Raw genomic sequence first — 16,153 nt, 5'->3', positions numbered from 1 at the left:
CGGGCGCCGGTGAGGGGCGGACCGGAGCGGACCGGCGGCGACGGGGGAGTGGGGCCCACCGTCCACCGCCGGTCGTGGGGGATCGCTCCGACACGGGAATCCGGTTCAGGACCGCTGTCCCTCCTCCGGGGTGCCGCTCGATGTCTCCGCCGCATCACCCGTCGGCGCGGTCGCCGCTCCGGACACCGACGCGGTCGCCGGGGCGGACTTTATTACGCCGTAATGGTGAACCTGAGTCTCCTGCTTCTTCTGTGACTGCTGGGGCTTGACCCGGAAGCGGCGCAGTACCGGCATCTCCACCAGCGTGTACGAGAGCCATCCGGCGAGTACCGACAGTGCGGTGACAAACGGGAGGAGGACGAAGAACGAACCCGTGCCCAGCTGCGCCCAGTCGCTGTCCATCAGGTACCAGACGGTCACCTGCATGATCACCAGGTGCCAGAGGAAGATCCCGCAGGAGACCCGGCCGACCCACACCACGGTGCGGCGGGAGAGCAGCCGCTCGGGACCGCTGCCCCGGGCGAGCACCAGCGGCGCCGCCAGCCCGAAGGCGACGGAGAGGTGGCAGATGTACTTGATCCCGGCCTGCCAGGGGGAGAGGGCTATGTCGTCGATGCTTCCGGCCCAGTCGGTGTTGGTGAAGGCGTAGGCGACCACGGCGAGCGCCCAGAAGCCCCACGGCGACCGCTTGACGATCCGTCCCAGAGCGGACTCCCGGCCGGTGGCCGCGGTCCGGGCGGCGATGATCGCCAGGGCCATACCCACGGCGAGGAAGCCGAGATATCCGCGCAGCCACCACAGGCTCGGCGGGACGAGCGGGCTCGACGGGCTGGTGGCGACCAGCCAGGTGAAGTCGGCGACCACGACACCGCCGAGCAGGACCAGGGCGAGCGGTGCGCCGAAGCGTGACTTGAGTGCCCGGTGCAGAACGAAAGCGACCACCGGAAGCGCCATGTAGTAGTGCACTTCGGTGGCCAGGCTCCAGGTCTGCGCCCAGTTGGTGAGCCCCGGGTCGGTTCTCAGGTCGGCCCAGTTCTGTACGTGCTGTGCGGTCATCAGCCGGACGGTGCGCCAGAAGTCCCCGGCCTGTTCCCGGTTGAAGATCAGCAGGGTGGTCAGGATGAACACCCAGTAGATCGGGAAGATCCGCAGCACCCGGTGCCAGTAGTAGTGCGTGACCTTGGGCGCCTTGCGGGTTCCGAGCGCGGCGTCGGCCCAGGGCCGGTAGAGCAGATAGCCGCTGATGATGAGGAAGATCGGTATCGCCACCAGCAGGCCGCTCATCACGGAGACAAACGGCCCGGGTCTTCCCTGATCGTCGATGAGCGCGCCGGTCCATTGGGCGAGGTGCGCGATGAGCACCATAAAGGTGGCCACCGCGCGCAGGCCGTCGATCGCGGGCTCGAAGGTCCGGTCGGAGCGGACCAGATGGTTGGGGGCGGCCGGCGCGGGCGCGGACCCCGCTGCCCCGGTCGCTCCGGAGAGCGACCCGCCGCGGCCGTTCGTCGCGCGGCGGGGTGTGTCAAGGATGGTCGTCACGGCGTCGATGCCTCTCGTTCGAACTACCAGAAGCGGAGTTGCAGAAGCTCGGGCACAGTAACAAACCGCTGGAGCGGTTTTCTAGATTGACGCAAAAGGAACTTCCGGTGGCTCTGCTTCCGATTCCTCACAGCTCACCGAGGGCGCTGTTCACCCTGATGACACGCGCACGCCAAGAGGGCGTGTGTCCAGTCGACTGGCTCAAAATCAAGCCCGAGTTGCGCAAAGCTCTGGCCAACAACCAGTCCGGACGGTCGCTTTGAAACGACTGAGGGCCCGCCGTGTCCTACGGCGGGCCCTCAGGGCTGCTGCTGATGCTCTTCGGTTGTCCTGTTCCCGTCCCTGCCCCGGCCCTGTTTCCGTCCCTGGAGCCGTCCGCACTTCCGTCGGAGCCCCGGGGCGGGGGCTCTCGGGCGCCGGCGGTGTCAGGCATCGGAGCTTTCGGCCCTCGACGGTCCCGGAGGCCGGGACCCGGTCAGGAGACCGCCCGGAAGATCTGACGGCGTCTCTCGTCGTCCTTCCGGCGCCGCTTCTCCGCGAGCTGGTCCTGATAGGCGACGACCGCGCACTTGTAGCGCTCCACGAAGTCCGGTGCGTTCAGCCGCTGTTCCTTCGGCATCGCCCGGACCGCCGCCACCGCGTCCTCCGGCGAGAGATAGCCCGCCAGCATCGGATTGATCTGGTAGATGCCCGCACGCCGCTTCTTCACCAGCTGCGCCAGATCCAGATCGCGCAGCGCCGCGTTGACCGCGGCCCGGCTCAGACCCAGCAGCTGGGCGATGGTCACCTGGTCGATCTCGATACGACCGCCGGGCTCACTGTGTGCTCTGAGCTTCAGCAGCACCCGGTACGCCGCGGGCAGCAGATCCAGATCCGCGACGACCCCCTCCGCGTTGACGGCGGCGAAATGCAGACCGCTCACTGTTCTCTCCTCTTCTCCTGCTGCTCCGACCGCCGCCGGCGCCGCTGGGCCCGCTCTTCCGCTCGCTCCGCACGCAACCTGGCGATCTCCTCGCGCATCTTCTCCAACGAGGGGAAGCGCACCAACTCGGGGAGCGTCTGGTCCGAACGGATCTTTGTGATCGTGCTCTGCTGGTCCACTTTGACGTACTCGGCGGGAGTCGTCTCGGTTCCAGGAATGAACTCCGCCACCCGGTAGCTGTACGGCGGATTGAACTGGTACACCCCACGCTTCACCTTGAACACGATCCCGTGGAACATGATCTCGCTCAGCGCTTCGTTGACCTTGCCCCGGGATGTATCGAGAACCGTCGCCATCTCCTCCTGTGTCAGCTGGATCCGCCCACCGGCACGCTGACAGGCGATCAGCAACAGAATCATCCGCAGGGGCAGCGCCTCGCGGAAGAACTGGGCGATGACGAGAAAGAACTCAAGACTGTCCATGGAGAACGCGTTCGGCTGCTCAGGAGTCCCGTAGAACTCCAGCTGGCTGCGCTCGCTGTCCAGGGTCAGCCGCCGCCCCGGGAATGTCCGGGCGACCTCGTCCAGGTCCCGGACAGGACGCAGGGGCCGGTCCCATGCGTCGGCGGGATCGCTTAAGGGCAGTACGGGCTGCGGCGGCGCTTCAGGGTCCCCGAACGCGTCGACACCGGTGTGGCGGAACTGCCGCTCGGTCGACATGACACTGCTCCCCCGGTCTGGATCTTCGTGCGGGGACAGTATGTCATCTGCGCTTTACATCTACGTCGTTCCACCAAGACATCTCGGCCGAATGAGTCCCCCTAGGGGGTACATATCTCGCCGCCACTGTCCGGATCGAAGTCCCGCAGCCGGCGTCCGACCGTTGGACACATGTCTGCCGACGTGTCAGCTCAGCTTGACGTAAAACGTTCCTGCAAGTCGCCTCTGCTTGACACGCGTGTTTTGACCCCTCCGGATCGTGTCGACTCCACTTGACTTAGACCCCCATTTTTGTCGCCTCCAGTTGACATTACTGTCTTTACCATGTCGCCCAGAGTTGACTTAGACCCCCCGATATGCCCCCTCAGGAGGTACATATCCTCAGCGATATGTACCTCGTGGGGGGACATATCTCGATGACCACACCCCCTCTGACCTGCGGTTTCGTGGTTCTCCGCTAATCTCTATAAGGCGCGCGTGCGTACGTAACTCCGCCCTGGGCCGCTCAGGCTTCGCGTGCGGCTCCGTCGCACAGGTGCGGACCGTGGACGGCAGCAGCGGTACTGCGTCTCGGGTGGTCAGGGCCGTGACGAGGGATTCACCGAACGGTTGGGGTGGCTGGGGCCGGAAATCGCTCCTGATGTCTCCGCGCCCTGGGACTCCGGCGGCCGGGTCGACGGGGGTCGCTGTTCGTGGGCCAGGCGCCATGGGGGTGGGGGAGTGGAAACCACCGTGGGGAGCTGCGAGCCGACGCTGCCGGGTCGGTGGCGGTGCGTGGCGGTGGGTGGGTGTGCTCGACAGCGTGGTCCGTGAACGCCAACGCACGGAGACGGAACCTGATTCGGCGACGCGATCACGGAGAGTGGGACCGGCCGAAGTTCCCGTCGATGGCCCAGGAAGGCCCCTGGAAGCCGTTCTGAGGGCCCGTGAGACGCTCGGCGCCCCTCGGGAGGGTCCGGGGGGCGCCAGGGTCTCTGAGCCCCGTACAGCCGTTCCGGGGGAAAGCTCGCACGGAGACGCTCAGGTGCGGCGGCTCAGGGTCTTCGACTGGGAGTGCGCCCAACTCGTCAGCGCCACCCCGGCGATGGTGAGCACCGCGTGGGCGAGCAGCGCGGGAGCGGGGCCGCCGGGCAGCCAGTGCAGGAGGCCCAGATCGTCGGGGTCCGTGAGGATGCGGATCAGACCTTGGCCGAAGCCCACGAGGACAGTCACGCCGAGAATCTTCAGAAAGTCGTACTTCATGGCTCTCATCTCCTGTGACTCAACACGTTACGAACGTGTCAGTCACACTGGGTGAAGTGGAGCCTCGGCAAGGAGGATTCTGTCCTTCCGTCACACTCATTTTGGTTCTGAGGTGAGCCCGTGCGTGACGAAAAGAAGACCCCCGGGCCCGGCTGCGGACAGTGCGGAACGGCCCTGCCCGCCGCCCGCCGGGGCCGCCCCTCCGTCTACTGCTCGCGCAGCTGCCAGGCACGCGCGTACCGCCGTCGCAGGGACCGGCTCCCCGGGCCCGGATCGCCTCCGCCGGGGGAGCGCCCGACCGACACGGGGCAGCGGCAGAGGCAGCGGCGCCGGATCGCCGAGGCGGTGTGGCGGATCGCGGCGGGTCAGGGGCTCGACGCGGCGAGCATGCGCCGGATCGCCGCCGAGGCGGGGGTGTCGCTGCGGGTGGTCCGGTACCACTTCGACAGCAAGCACACCCTGTTGGTCGACGCGCTGCGCCTGTTCCACGAGGACAGCGAACGTCTCGCGCGCACCCGGATGCCCGCCGGGACGACCGACCCCCGGGTCCTGCTGCGCGCCCTGCTCCATGAGTTCCTGCCCCTGGACCGGGAACGCGCCGCCGCGCTGCGGGTGTTCGCCGCGTACTACGCCCGCAGCCTCACCGACCCGTCGCTGGCGGCCGTCTTCCTCGCCGCCGAACACCCCCTGCAACGCCAGGCCGCCGACCTTATCGCCGCCGGCCACCACCCCGCCCCCCACCACGAGGCCGACCTCCTGATCGCCGGAGCCACTGGCCTCGGCCTCGACATCCTCCACGGCCGCCGCACCCTCGCGGCCGTCCAGGCCGTCCTCGACTATCACCTCTCCCGCATCCTCCCGCCCGACGGGGCGCCCTCGGTGTGAGGGCTCCTGCCGTTGCCTGGAGGGGCTCCGGTCCGCGACGTCGCGGACACGCCCTACGGTGGCGGAATGGCGGACAGGGCGAGCACATCTGACGGGCCTGCGGACAGGGAAGCCGGTGGGGAAGCCGGTGGGGTACGGGGTCGGGGCCGTGGTTGGTATCGGGGGGATTGTCATGTGCACTCGGTGCACTCCGACGGGGAGTTGACGCCGGAGGAGCTGGTAGCGGCGGCCCGTGCGGCCGGGTTGGACTTTCTCGCGACCACGGAGCACAACACCGCCGACGGGCACGGTGTCTGGGGGTGCGCCGGGGACGATCTGGTGGTGATCCTGGGGGAGGAGGTCACCACCCGGACCGGGCACTGGCTGGCGCTGGGGCTCGCTCCCGGGCAGGTGGTCGACTGGCGGTACGGGGTACGGGACGGTGTGCTGGACCGAGGGCTCGACGAGGTGCACCGGGTGGGTGGGCTCGCGGTGGTGTGCCATCCGTACGCGCCGTATCCGGGGGGCACCTTCATGTATCCGTACGACGGTTTCGATCTGGTCGAGGTGTGGAACGGGGCGTGGAGTTCGGACCGGCCCTGGCAGGCGGAGAACGAGAAGGCCCTCGCCGAGTGGGGGCGCCTGCTCGCCGCCGATGTCCACCGGGGGCGGTGGCGCCCGGCGATCGGGAGCAGCGACGCCCATCTGGCCGGGCAGCTCGCCCTTCCCCATACGGTCGTGTTCGCGGAGGAGCCGAGCCCGGCGGCGATCCTCGACGGTCTGCGCGCGGGGCGCAGCTGGATCGCCGGGTCGGCCGCCGTGGAGCTGTCGTTCACCGTCCACGGCGGGGGCGGGAGCGCCGGGATCGGTGGCACTCTGCGGGGTGGTGGACCGGTCGCCGTACGGGTCCGGGTGGGCGGGGTGCCCTCGGGTACGGTCCAGCTGCACACCGAGCGGGGCCGGGCGTACACCGCCGGGCTGCCGCCGGAGGGGAGCGGGACGGTGGAGTGGGCCACCGACGCCGGGGAGTCGGGTTTCGTCCGGGCCGAGGTGCGGCACCCCGACGGTGCGATGGCCGCGGTCACCAATCCCGTACTGCTGGAGTGAGCGGCCTTCGGCGAGCACCTTCCGGTGAGCGTCTTCTTAAGAAGATGACTTCCTGAGCATCTCCGTCAGCGCGGCGACGCTGTGCTCGCCGTGGCCCGCGAGGACCGCCCGGTCCACCAGGTCGTTCAGGGGGGACAGCCAGGCGGTGTCGACGCCCGTCTCCCGGGTCAGCTCCGCGTCATGGGTCGCGCCCGCGTGGAAGAGGTTCACCGAGGAGGCGCCGTCGGAGTAGTCGCCGCTGTCGATCTCGGCGGCGTACACCGGCAGCAGGGACTTGATCATGTCCAGCCATCGTTCGCTGAACGGGACCATGGTCGCCGCCCGCAGGCCCCGGGACTGGAGGACGGCGGCGCCCTGGAAGAAGCCGACCAGCGCGGGCAGCAGCAGTGCGCCCACCGCCGTCTCGTACAGCGCCGCGAGGTCGCTCTCGTCCCCGAGGTGGACGGTGTCGCCGCCCAGCGTCCGCAGATCCGTCGCGTACTGCTCGAAGACGGTCCGGTCGCCGCTGTAGTAGACGAGGGTGTCCGGCGCGCCCACCGCCGACGGCACGTTCTTGACGGCTCCGGCGAGGAAGCGGGCGCCCTGGCCGGTGGCCCATGCCGCCAGGTCGCGGGCGCCCGCCGGGGAGCCGCTGTTCAGGGTGATCAGGGTCCGCCCGCGCAGCTCCCCGGCGGCGGGCAGCAGTGCCTCCCGGGTGTCCTCGAAGGTGGTCAGACAAGCGATGACCAGGGGACCCGCGGCGACCGCGCGTTCCACCGATGCGGCGTGGGCGGCTCCCTCGGCGACCAGGGGAGCGGCCTTGGCCGGTGTGCGGTTCCAGACCGTCGTGGGGTGTCCGGCGCGGAGGAAGGCCTGGGCCAGTGCGCGGCCCATCGAGCCCAGTCCGATGACGGTCACCGGTGTGGGGTTGTGCCCGGTCATGTTCTCGCTCCCGTTCGGCGGTGCTGCGCTCGGCAATGCCGCGTTCAGCAGTGGTCTGGTGGGTCGCTCCTCATCCTGGGTGCGCACACCCCTGTGCTCAAGTACCTACATTTTTGTGGGGTACTTACCTTCTGGTAAGCAAAGGAGGGTGCGATCAGTGGAAGGCGTGCTCAGAACGCGGGGAAGGCCGCGCCCGCCGGGGAACGCTCCTCTCCGTAGGTGTCGGCGATGACCCGGGCCCAGGTCTCGAACTCGTCGCCGGTGACCGGGCGCAGCCGGATGGAGTGCGGAAGGGAGTCAGGCATCCACCCTGTCTAGTGCGGGCGTTGCCGGGTGCGCGAACGGATTCCCCGCGCCGGGGCCGAGCCCTACGGCGCCGGGGAGATGGGCTCCCCGGCGGCAGGTGACGGGCGTCACAGCCCCACCGTGAACCGTTCGGCGCTCCGCCACCGACGAGCAGATGTGACGGAGAGAACGACCGACGACGGGGCGGGGGAGTGGCGCGCCCATCACGTGCCCGCTGACGCCGCAGCTGCCGCAGCCGGTGACGCCGAACTCCTGGCCGCGCTCCGCCACGGCGACCGGGCCGCCTTCGAAACCTTCTACCGGCGCCACGCCCCCTGGCTGACCGCCCGCCTCCGCTACCGCTGCGCCGACGCCGCCGAACGGGACGACATCGTCCAGGAGACCTTCCTTGCGGTGTGGCGACGGTGCGCCGAGGGGCGGCAGCCCGAGATCCGGGACGCGGCCGGCTGGCTCTGGCGCATCGCCGAACGCCGTATCACCGACCGGGCCCGCACCGAGGGCGGCCAGGGGCGGCTGCGCCGGGCCCTGACCGCCCTGTGGCCGGCGCCCGCCGCGCCCTCCGCCGAGGAACAGCTCCTGGACAGCGGCGGATTCGGCGCCGTCCACGCGGCCCTCGGACGGCTCCCCGCCGATCTCCGGGAGGTCGTCCAGGCCACCGTCCTGGACGGGCTGACCACCCGGCAGACCGCCCACCGGCTCCGGCTGCCCGCCGGAACCGTCAAGACCCGGGCCATGCGGGCCCGCCGACGGCTCCGCGAGGAACTGGCCCGTGAGGCCGCCGACCCGCGCGGCAGCGGAGAGACAGAGCGAGGAGGGGACGATGACCCACCACCGACCGCAGCACAACCCCGATGAACAGCACAAAAGCCCCCAAGAGCAAGGGCAAGGACAACAGCGAAAGCAGGAGCAGGGGTACGGGTACGGGGGGCATCCGGCCGCCGTCCTCCTCCGCCACTACACCCTCGGCACCCTCGGACCCGCCGCCCGCCACCGCCTCGAACCCCACCTCGACCACTGCCTCCCCTGCCGCACCCGACTCCTCCCCCTCACCGACCCCGCCGAACTCGACCTGGACCACGGCTGGCGGCGCCTCGACCTCGCCGCCGACCTCCCCGTACCCGGCCGCTGGGAACGCGCACTCCTCGCCCTCGGCGTCCCCGACCACATCACCCGGATCCTCGCCGCCACCCCCGCACTGCGCACCGGCTGGCTCTGCGGCACCCTCCTCACCCTGCTCTGCACCGCCGGAACCGCATGGCTCGCCACACCCCCCACCGGCCCCCCGATCACCCTCCTCGCCATCGCGCCGCTGCTCCCCGCCGCCGGGATCGCCGGAGCGCTCGGCCGCCACTGGGACCCCGGCTATGAACTCGGCCAGGTCGCCGCGGTGAGCGCCTTCCGCCTGGTCCTCGTCCGGACGACCGCCGTCCTCGCCACCACCCTGCTGCTCACCGGCGCCGCCTCGTTCGCCCTGCCCGAGGTCACCCCCGCCGCCTTCGCCTGGCTGCTGCCGTCGCTGCTGGTCACCGTCGTCAGCCTGCTGCTGCTGCCCCGCCTCGGCTCCGTCCCCGCCGCGGCCACCGCCGCCACCGGCTGGCTGCTCCTGGTCGCCGTCACCCGGGAGTCCGGGGATCCCGGGGCGCTGTTCTCGCCGCCCGCCCAGTCCGCGCTCGCCGCCGCCCTGCTCCTCGCCACGACCGCCCTCGTCCTGCGCCGCGCCGGCTTCGACCTCCAGAAAGGCAGGCCCGTATGACCCCCCGTACGCCCCCCGCGAACTCCCCGGCGGTCTCCGTCCGCGAGCTGACCGTCCGCTACGGCCGCACCACCGTCCTCGACCGGGTGACCACCGACCTCACCACCGGAGTCACCGGCCTCCTCGGCCCCAACGGCGCGGGCAAGACCACCCTGATGCGGGTCCTCGCCACCGCCCTCACCGCCACCTCCGGCGAGGTCCGGGTCCTCGGCCGGGACCCCGGCCACCCCCGCGAACGGCAGGACATCCGCCGCGCCCTCGGCTACCTCCCCCAGAACCCCGGCTTCCACCGCCACTTCACCGCCTTCGAGTTCGTCGACTACATCGCCGTCCTCAAGGAACACACCGACCGCCCCCGCCGCCACGAGGAGGTCCGCCGGGTCCTCGACGCCGTCGGCCTCGCCGACGCGCGCGGCCGGAAACTCAAGGCCCTCTCCGGCGGCATGCGCCAGCGCGTCGCCCTCGCCACCGCCCTGCTCGGCGAACCACGGCTGCTCCTGCTGGACGAGCCCACCGTCGGCCTCGACCCCGAACAGCGGCTGCGCTTCCGCGAACTCGTCGCCGACCTCGGAGCGGACCGTACCGTCCTGCTCTCCACCCACCAGACCGAGGACGTCGCCGCCCTCTGCGGCCGGATCGTCGTCCTCCACGCCGGCCGGGTCCGCCATGACTCCACCCCCGCAGGCCTCGCCGAACTCGCCCGGAACCGCGTCTGGTACAGCGCCGGACGCGACCCCCGCGCCCTCGCCGGTTGGCGCACCGGCACCGGCGTCCACCGCAACATCGGCGACCCGCCACCCGGCGCCGACCTCGCCGAACCCACCCTGGAGGACGGCTACCTCCTGCTCAACGCCCACCCCGAGGACGCCCCCGTATGACCACAAACATGACCACGAACATGACCACAGGCAGGGCCACTGACATCACCACGAACCCGCGCGCCACCACCCTCGCCCTCGCCCGCCTCGAATCCCGGCTGCTCCTGCGCCACCCCGCCTTCCTCGGCAACCTGCTGCTCTGCGCCGCCGTCCTGCTGCGCACCGCCCTCACCGGCGCCGCCGACCACCCCGTACTCCACGACGCCGACCGCGCGCTCCAACTGCCCCTGCTGCTCCCCGCCGCCGGTGTCCTCCTCGCCACCCACCTCGCCGTGCTGCGCCCCGCCCGCGACACCACCCACGGCTGGTACGCGGCCCTCACCCTCCCGCGCCACCGGCGCACCGCCGCCCATCTGCTCGCGGTGCTCCCCGCCACCGCCGTCACCGCCGCACTCGCCGCCCTGTGGACCGGCTGGCTCGCGCTGCGCCCCGGCGCGGTGGGCACCCCGTCGCCCGCCGAACTCGCCACCGGACCCGCCGTCGTCGCCCTCGCCGGGGCCCTGGCGGTCCTCCTCGGCTCGCTCACCACCGCCGTCGCCACCGCCCCGGCCGTGCTCGTCCTGGTCGCCGCAGCCACCATGGCGGGTGCCCTCCTCGACCCCGACTGGCGCTGGTGGACACCGGTCGTCTTCGCCTCACCCGGCCACGAGGCCCTCCCCTCCGGGCTGCTGCACCGGCCCGCCACCGCCCATCTGCTCTATCTGCTCGCGCTCACCGTCGCCGTCGGCTGCGCCGCGCTGCTGCGGACCGGCCCCCGGCCCCGCCGGCTGCTCGCCCTGACCGCCCTGGCCCTCGCGGTCACGACCGCCGCCGGAACGGTCCAGAGCCGGCCCGCCCCCGCCGAGCTGCTCGCCGCCCGGGAGCGCGCCGCGTACGCACCCTCCGGCGAGCAGCGCTGTGTCCGCGACGGACGGATCACCTACTGCGCCTTCCCCGAGTTCCTCGAACGCCACGAGCAGTGGGCCGAGGTCGTCCACGGGGTGCTGCGCCGGGTCCCGGAACGGGTCCGGGAGCGGCCCTATGCGGTACGCCAGCACATCACCCCGTACACGGAGTCCAGCGAGCCCGTCCTCGACGCCGGCCCCGTCGACCGCTGGGCCGAGGACGACCGGCGGGCCGGTACCGAAGGCGCCGTCGCCGTCGGCACGGCCTGGGGGAGCGGGGACGACACGGCCACCGACACCGTCTCCGGGTTCGCCGCCGAGTTCGCCCGCCGGGTGGTCGTCGGCCCGCACGACAGCGCCGACGGCCCGCACGACGGCACCGGCCCCGCCGACGGCCGCCGCCCCGAGCAGCTGTGCGGCGGGCGTGCCCTCGTCACGGTCTGGCTGGCCGCCCAGGCGACCCCGGACACCGCCCCGGCCCTGCGCGACCGTATGCGGCGCAGCTTCGGCCAGACCGTGTTCGGCTTCGGCCCGTACATCGGCGTGAGTACGGAGGACACCGACGCGGAGACCGCGCTGCGGCTGCTGCGGCACGACCCGGACCGGGTCGCCATGGCGGTACGGGAGCACTGGGACGAACTCACCGACCCGGCCACCCGCTCCGACCGCGCCGCCCGCCTCCTCGGCGTCGAGGCCCCGGAGCGCCCCGTCGACCCGGAGTCGCCGTGCGCCCGCACCTGACCCTCCCGAGGAGCGGCCGGACGGTGGCTCTTCTGGGGCCGGAACTCCGCGCCGCCCGCACCGGCCCGCTGCTCTGGGGCGCGGCGCTCGCCACCGGCCTCTGCGCCCTGCCCCTGCTGCTCGGCCGCACCCCCGGGCCCGGGGCCGCCGCCGCCCTGCTCCATCTCGCGGCCGTCCTGTGCGGGCTGGGGCTCGCCTTCGTCCTGGACGACCCGGCCGCGCCCACCACCGCCGTGTGCCCGGTGCCCTGGTGGCGGCGGAGGGGCGTACGGCTCGCGGCGGCGCTGCTCGCGCTGGTTCCCGTACGGGCACTGGACACGGCGCTGATCCATGCCGCGCTCCCGGCCGGGCGGTCACTGCCGAACGAGTCACTGCCGAACGAGTCGTCGCTGTACGAGTCATGGCTGTACGAGTCGTCGCTGTACGGGGAACTCGGCCTCCAGGCGCTGGCGCTGGCCCTGCTGACCACGGCGTTCGCGCTGCTCGGTCTCGCCGTGACCGGGGGCCGGACCGGGGGAGCGGTGGCGGCCCCCGGCCTGATCGCGGCCGTGCTCGCCCTGCTGACGCTGCCCCCGGAGCCGGCGGCCTTCTTCGCCGACCCGGCCGACGGGGCCGCCTGGGCGGCGGCGGTGGGACGGTGGCATCCGCTGCTCGCGGTGGCGGCTGCGGCGACGCTGGTGCTGCTGCCCCGCCCGCCGGGCCGGCGACGAGGGCGTCCGGTCAGGAAGGGGCGCCGGGGTGGTCCACGGAGTAGATGGTGACCCCGCGCCCGAACATGGTGTCGTCACGCAGCGGGGTGAAGCCCAGCCGCTCGGCGACCCGTACCGACGCGGTGTTCCCGGGGTGGATCATCGCGGTGAAGTAGTCGGTCTTCACGGCGGTGAAGGCCCAGTCCAGCACGGCCCGAGCGGCCTCGGTGGCATATCCCCGGCCCCAGGAGTCCGCCGTCAGGGTCCAGCCGATCTCGGTCTCGTCGAAGTTCTCCCAGTGGGTCAGCCCGCACCGGCCGATGAAGGCGTCGTCCTCCTTGCGGTGGACCGCCAGGATCCCGTGGCCGCGCTCCGCCCACTGGCGTTGGCTCATCCGCAGCCGGTCGACGGCTTTGTCCAGGGAGTACGCCCCGACATAGTGGTTCACGCGTTCATCGGCGTGGAGGGAGACGAACAATTCGGCATCCTCGACCCGGAACGGGCGCAACGACAGTCGCTCTGTCTCGATCATTTCGCGATCCTAATGCGCCGGTAACCAGTCAACGTCAGTGGCGAAACGATCGATCCCCCCGCTCGGTGGGCAGGGGTACGGCGGCCTTACGATCGCGCGATGACAGACACCCTGGACAGCCGACTCGCCCGCCGGGTCGGTGTCGTGACGCTCGTGGTGGCGCTGCTGCCGTTCCTGCTCCCCATCGCCCTGGAGGAGCGCACCATCGTCAACGGCGAGCTGACCGACTACAGCTATGTGAATGTCACCGCGATCGTGGCGGGGCTGGCGGCGCTCGGCTACACGTACCGCACCGTCGCCTCGCTCCGCTTCCGGTCGGCGATGAACCGCACCTTCACTGCGCTGTTCGCGGTGCTGGTGGTGGTGGCCCTGTTCCAGCTGGTGCGGGGGAGCGGGGTGATACCGGCGGTCACGGAGTGCTCGGCCTCGTACAGCCTGGATCTCTGCCGGCCGGAGATCGATCGGTCCTGACCTGGGGGCCCGAGGGCCTGTGAAACCCGTCCGGCGGGCCACGGGGATGCGTGGCCCGCCGGACGGGACGGGGTCGGGAGAACGACGGCGTGGGGTCAGGAAGAGCCCTGGCCGGGGCCGTCCCGCAGCGCCATGACGGCGTACGGACCCTGGTGGAAGACCAGCTCGTAGCGGGCGGACGGATGGAGCTGCCGCGCGTACCCGACCGGGTCGGTCAGCGGGGACGACCAGCCCGTGGCCAGGTCGAGGGCGATGTACTCCGGGGTGATCGGAGCGGTGTTGCCGACCCAGTACACGGTGGTGCGGCCGGTGAGATGGGACATCAGCCCCGTGTTCGCCTCGACCGTCGCACCGTCCGGGATCTCCTTGAGCGCCGCCTTCGCCTGCTCGACCCGCTGCCCGCCGTCATAGGTCTCCGACTGGATGAGATCCCGTATCGGGAGCTGGAGACACATGGTGGCGGCGATGGCGGTGACGGCCGGCACCGCGTTGCGCGCGTACCGGCGGATCCAGGGCCGTCGGGAGCGGTCCGCGTCCCGTACGGCATGGATGAGCGCCATGAACACGATGGGCATCAGAACGGCGCTGTAGTGCCAGTCGGTGCCCCAGTAGTTCCCCTCGTGCGAGACGAACCGCCAGGCGAGCGTGGGCACCGCGATCAGCACCAGCGTGGAGCGCAGGGCGAGGAAGGCGGTCACACCGATGATCCACAGCAGGGTCTCGCCCTTGATGTCGAGCCCGTCGAAGAGCCCGCTCAGCAGGGAGGGGGAGTCCGTCTTCTCGTCCGAGACCTTGTCCCAGTAGTCATAGCCGTTGGACGGGTTGAAACTGGGGATGATGACGAACAGGACGGCGGCGGTGGCCGCCGCGCCGAAGACGGCGAGCGCCGCGCCCGCCCTGCGCTGACGGGCGAGGAAGAGGCACACGCCCACGGCGGCGACCGTCAGCCCCAGGTCCTCCTTGACCAGGACCAGCGGCAGCGACCAGTAGACGACATGCCGCCACCGTCCCAGCAGGAACTGGCGCAGGACCATGGCGAGCAGCGGGACCGCGAAGGCTATCTCGTGGAAGTCGAAGTCCACCGCCCGCTGGACCCCCCAGGAGAGGCCGTACGCGGCGCCGACGAGCAGGCCCCGGGTACGGCCCAGGAAGCGCGCGGCGGTCGCGGAGACGATCACCGCCGAGACGGCGAAGAGCGCCGCCTGCACCACCAGCAGGGTCATCGGGCTGGGGAACACCCGGTACAGCGGGGCCAGCAGCACCAGGACGGGGCTGAAGTGGTCGCCCAGGATGTTGAACTCATGGCCCTTGATGGCGGAGACCGGCGCCTGGAGATGCGCGTAGCTCCGTACCACCTGCTCGAATATGGCCAGGTCCCAGGACATCGAGGCGAAGCGGTGGTAGCGGGCCAGGGAGAAGGTCGTGTACGCGGCGAACAGCCCCAGGCCCAGCAGGACATGGGGGAGGCGCGGGGAACGTAGGGCCTGTCGTACGCCGAACGCCCGGGGGGATCCTTCGGATCCCTCCGGGCCCTCGGAGTCTTCGGCCGGTGCGGGTCGAACCGAGATCATGTCGAGCTGTCCATCACCTTCCGCGCAGCTTTCAACTGATCCCGTTTCGCTTCGGTGACCGCTTCGAGCTTTTTCGCGTTCTGTTCGATCAGCTGGTGCTGGTAGGCCGTCTCGACGGCGTACCAGATGCCGATCAGATTGGTTTTCTTCTTGCATGCCACATCGTCCATGGCCGTGTCGACCTCGCCCACACCGGTGGTGGCTCGGGAGAACCCGGGCGCGGACATGGCCTTCATCGGGTCGGGGTAGGTGTGGCCGGCGGTCCGCATACAGGAGGACCAGGACCGGAACACCTCCTTGACCCGCCTGTCCCGCATCGAGAGCCGGTAGGAGTGGCCGTTCAGGTCCTGCGCGATATCGGCCGGGCCGAAGGGGGTCTCTCCGGCGATCCGCCGCTCGGCGGCGCCCGCACAGCCCCCTCGGGGGACCCCTTTCGGCGAGCCCTTCCCGGTGATCGCGTCGTACTGCTCGTCGGGAAGCTCCGGATCGGGCCGGATCGCACGGCCGGGCATGTGGTAGCCGTGGTCGGCGGCCAGTCGCGCGTCGGCGAGTCCGTATCGGCGCTCGACCAGGGTCTTGGGGCCGACGCGCCGCTGTGGCTTCGGCGAGGTGTAGTCGTGGTCCAGGCCGCGCATACAGCTCTGGATCAGCTTCTCCCGGGCGCGCATGACCAGACCCAGCTCGGGGTCGGAGAAGAGCTGGCGCTCCAGCGGAAGGACCAGCCCGGTGGTGCTCGTGATCTTCCGTATCCCGGTGACGGCGGGGGCGGGCGCGTTCTTCCCGGGCGTCCGGGCGTTCGCCTCGGCCGCGTCTGTCGTACGGGTGGTGTCGGACCCGTCGGTGCACGCGGAGAGGGCCGGGGCGGCCAGCGCGACCAGGAGGAGGGCGACCGCTGTTCGCCTGACGGGGGCGGGCGGACGGATACGGGACATCTGCCTTCCTTTGCCGCCGGTACAGTGGAAGATCCGGTGTCCTGCCCAGCTGCAATGGGCAGGACACCGGTCGCTCATGGTG

Annotated in this window: 17 protein-coding genes; 8 read left to right on the top strand and 9 right to left on the bottom strand. The window is 71.2% G+C overall.

Annotated features, from left to right (window positions below; translation table 11 throughout):
- Window positions 1-105: 105 nt before the first annotated feature.
- The 4 genes from ABT354_RS33825 to ABT354_RS33810 all read right to left on the bottom strand — a co-directional run bounded on the left by ABT354_RS33825 (window position 106) and on the right by ABT354_RS33810 (window position 4,422).
- Window positions 106-1,539, bottom strand: coding sequence for an acyltransferase family protein (locus ABT354_RS33825; RefSeq protein WP_351500994.1), 1,434 nt, complete (start codon window positions 1,537-1,539; stop codon window positions 106-108).
- A 475-nt stretch (window positions 1,540-2,014) separates the two neighbouring features.
- The gene (locus ABT354_RS33820) at window positions 2,015-2,461 is read right to left on the bottom strand and encodes a helix-turn-helix domain-containing protein (protein WP_351500992.1); all 447 of its coding nucleotides are present in this window, start codon (window positions 2,459-2,461) and stop codon (window positions 2,015-2,017) included.
- Window positions 2,458-3,180, bottom strand: a complete 723-nt coding sequence (locus ABT354_RS33815; protein ID WP_351500989.1) for a hypothetical protein — start codon at window positions 3,178-3,180, stop codon at window positions 2,458-2,460. Before ABT354_RS33815 ends, ABT354_RS33820 begins: the two co-directional genes overlap by 4 nt.
- Window positions 3,181-4,200: 1,020 nt before the next feature.
- Entirely contained in the window at window positions 4,201-4,422 is a 222-nt protein-coding gene (locus tag ABT354_RS33810) for a hypothetical protein (RefSeq protein WP_351500987.1), read from the bottom strand.
- 120 nt (window positions 4,423-4,542) lie between these two features.
- Between ABT354_RS33810 and ABT354_RS33805 the strand changes: the two genes are divergently transcribed.
- The gene (locus ABT354_RS33805) at window positions 4,543-5,307 is read left to right on the top strand and encodes a TetR/AcrR family transcriptional regulator (protein WP_351500985.1); all 765 of its coding nucleotides are present in this window, start codon (window positions 4,543-4,545) and stop codon (window positions 5,305-5,307) included.
- A gap of 66 nt (window positions 5,308-5,373) precedes the next feature.
- The gene (locus ABT354_RS33800; RefSeq protein ID WP_502983549.1) at window positions 5,374-6,393 is read left to right on the top strand and encodes a CehA/McbA family metallohydrolase; all 1,020 of its coding nucleotides are present in this window, start codon (window positions 5,374-5,376) and stop codon (window positions 6,391-6,393) included.
- Window positions 6,394-6,429: 36 nt separating this feature from the next.
- Here ABT354_RS33800 and ABT354_RS33795 read toward each other — a convergent pair whose 3' ends face one another.
- Window positions 6,430-7,314: an NAD(P)-dependent oxidoreductase gene (locus tag ABT354_RS33795; protein ID WP_351500980.1), complete on the bottom strand. Its 885-nt coding sequence runs from the start codon at window positions 7,312-7,314 to the stop codon at window positions 6,430-6,432.
- Between the two features lie 170 nt (window positions 7,315-7,484).
- Complete coding sequence (locus ABT354_RS33790) at window positions 7,485-7,619, bottom strand: hypothetical protein (RefSeq protein ID WP_351500978.1); 135 nt, start codon at window positions 7,617-7,619, stop codon at window positions 7,485-7,487.
- 208 nt (window positions 7,620-7,827) lie between these two features.
- Between ABT354_RS33790 and ABT354_RS33785 the strand changes: the two genes are divergently transcribed.
- From ABT354_RS33785 to ABT354_RS33765, 5 genes are read left to right on the top strand one after another with little or no spacing between them, the layout of a single operon-like run.
- Window positions 7,828-8,475, top strand: coding sequence for an RNA polymerase sigma factor (locus ABT354_RS33785; RefSeq protein ID WP_351501071.1), 648 nt, complete (start codon window positions 7,828-7,830; stop codon window positions 8,473-8,475).
- A complete protein-coding gene (locus ABT354_RS33780) occupies window positions 8,441-9,373 on the top strand; it encodes a zf-HC2 domain-containing protein (protein WP_351500976.1) in 933 nt (310 codons plus the stop codon). Before ABT354_RS33785 ends, ABT354_RS33780 begins: the two co-directional genes overlap by 35 nt.
- Window positions 9,370-10,251 (top strand): ATP-binding cassette domain-containing protein, encoded by an 882-nt coding sequence (locus ABT354_RS33775; RefSeq protein ID WP_351500974.1) that lies wholly within the window; start codon window positions 9,370-9,372, stop codon window positions 10,249-10,251. Before ABT354_RS33780 ends, ABT354_RS33775 begins: the two co-directional genes overlap by 4 nt.
- Before the next feature lie 8 nt (window positions 10,252-10,259).
- A complete protein-coding gene (locus ABT354_RS33770) occupies window positions 10,260-11,876 on the top strand; it encodes an ABC transporter permease (RefSeq protein ID WP_351500972.1) in 1,617 nt (538 codons plus the stop codon).
- A 23-nt stretch (window positions 11,877-11,899) separates the two neighbouring features.
- Window positions 11,900-12,637 carry a hypothetical protein gene (locus ABT354_RS33765; protein WP_351500970.1) on the top strand — a complete coding sequence of 246 codons (738 nt, stop codon included), beginning with the start codon at window positions 11,900-11,902 and terminating at the stop codon, window positions 12,635-12,637.
- Here ABT354_RS33765 and ABT354_RS33760 read toward each other — a convergent pair.
- On the bottom strand, window positions 12,597-13,097 hold the full coding sequence (locus tag ABT354_RS33760) for a GNAT family N-acetyltransferase (protein ID WP_351500968.1): 501 nt from the start codon (window positions 13,095-13,097) through the stop codon (window positions 12,597-12,599). The two genes, ABT354_RS33765 and ABT354_RS33760, sit on opposite strands and share 41 nt — an antisense overlap.
- A 99-nt stretch (window positions 13,098-13,196) precedes the next feature.
- Between ABT354_RS33760 and ABT354_RS33755 the strand changes: the two genes are divergently transcribed.
- Window positions 13,197-13,568 (top strand): hypothetical protein, encoded by a 372-nt coding sequence (locus ABT354_RS33755; protein WP_351500966.1) that lies wholly within the window; start codon window positions 13,197-13,199, stop codon window positions 13,566-13,568.
- A gap of 95 nt (window positions 13,569-13,663) precedes the next feature.
- Here the strand turns inward: ABT354_RS33755 and ABT354_RS33750 are convergent, their stop codons facing one another.
- Window positions 13,664-15,139 (bottom strand): DUF2079 domain-containing protein, encoded by a 1,476-nt coding sequence (locus ABT354_RS33750; protein ID WP_351500964.1) that lies wholly within the window; start codon window positions 15,137-15,139, stop codon window positions 13,664-13,666.
- Window positions 15,136-16,071: a hypothetical protein gene (locus ABT354_RS33745; RefSeq protein WP_351500962.1), complete on the bottom strand. Its 936-nt coding sequence runs from the start codon at window positions 16,069-16,071 to the stop codon at window positions 15,136-15,138. Before ABT354_RS33745 ends, ABT354_RS33750 begins: the two co-directional genes overlap by 4 nt.
- Window positions 16,072-16,153: the final 82 nt, after the last annotated feature.

Origin of the sequence: Streptomyces sp. NPDC000594 (assembly GCF_040299965.1) — a bacterium.
Classification (GTDB): domain Bacteria; phylum Actinomycetota; class Actinomycetes; order Streptomycetales; family Streptomycetaceae; genus Streptomyces.
This window is presented reverse-complemented; position numbering and strand designations above follow the sequence as displayed.

Bases quoted from the DNA above. Each gene is read 5' to 3' on its own strand.
- ABT354_RS33815 (WP_351500989.1), bottom strand. From the start codon at position 3,180: ATGTCGACCGAGCGGCAGTTCCGCCACACCGGTGTCGACGCGTTCGGG.
- ABT354_RS33810 (WP_351500987.1), bottom strand. From the start codon at position 4,422: ATGAAGTACGACTTTCTGAAGATTCTCGGCGTGACTGTCCTCGTGGGC.
- ABT354_RS33800 (WP_502983549.1), top strand. From the start codon at position 5,374: ATGGCGGACAGGGCGAGCACATCTGACGGGCCTGCGGACAGGGAAGCC.
- ABT354_RS33795 (WP_351500980.1), bottom strand. From the start codon at position 7,314: ATGACCGGGCACAACCCCACACCGGTGACCGTCATCGGACTGGGCTCG.
- ABT354_RS33790 (WP_351500978.1), bottom strand. From the start codon at position 7,619: ATGCCTGACTCCCTTCCGCACTCCATCCGGCTGCGCCCGGTCACCGGC.
- ABT354_RS33780 (WP_351500976.1), top strand. From the start codon at position 8,441: ATGACCCACCACCGACCGCAGCACAACCCCGATGAACAGCACAAAAGC.
- ABT354_RS33775 (WP_351500974.1), top strand. From the start codon at position 9,370: ATGACCCCCCGTACGCCCCCCGCGAACTCCCCGGCGGTCTCCGTCCGC.
- ABT354_RS33770 (WP_351500972.1), top strand. From the start codon at position 10,260: ATGACCACGAACATGACCACAGGCAGGGCCACTGACATCACCACGAAC.
- ABT354_RS33760 (WP_351500968.1), bottom strand. From the start codon at position 13,097: ATGATCGAGACAGAGCGACTGTCGTTGCGCCCGTTCCGGGTCGAGGAT.
- ABT354_RS33755 (WP_351500966.1), top strand. From the start codon at position 13,197: ATGACAGACACCCTGGACAGCCGACTCGCCCGCCGGGTCGGTGTCGTG.
- ABT354_RS33750 (WP_351500964.1), bottom strand. From the start codon at position 15,139: ATGATCTCGGTTCGACCCGCACCGGCCGAAGACTCCGAGGGCCCGGAG.
- ABT354_RS33745 (WP_351500962.1), bottom strand. From the start codon at position 16,071: ATGTCCCGTATCCGTCCGCCCGCCCCCGTCAGGCGAACAGCGGTCGCC.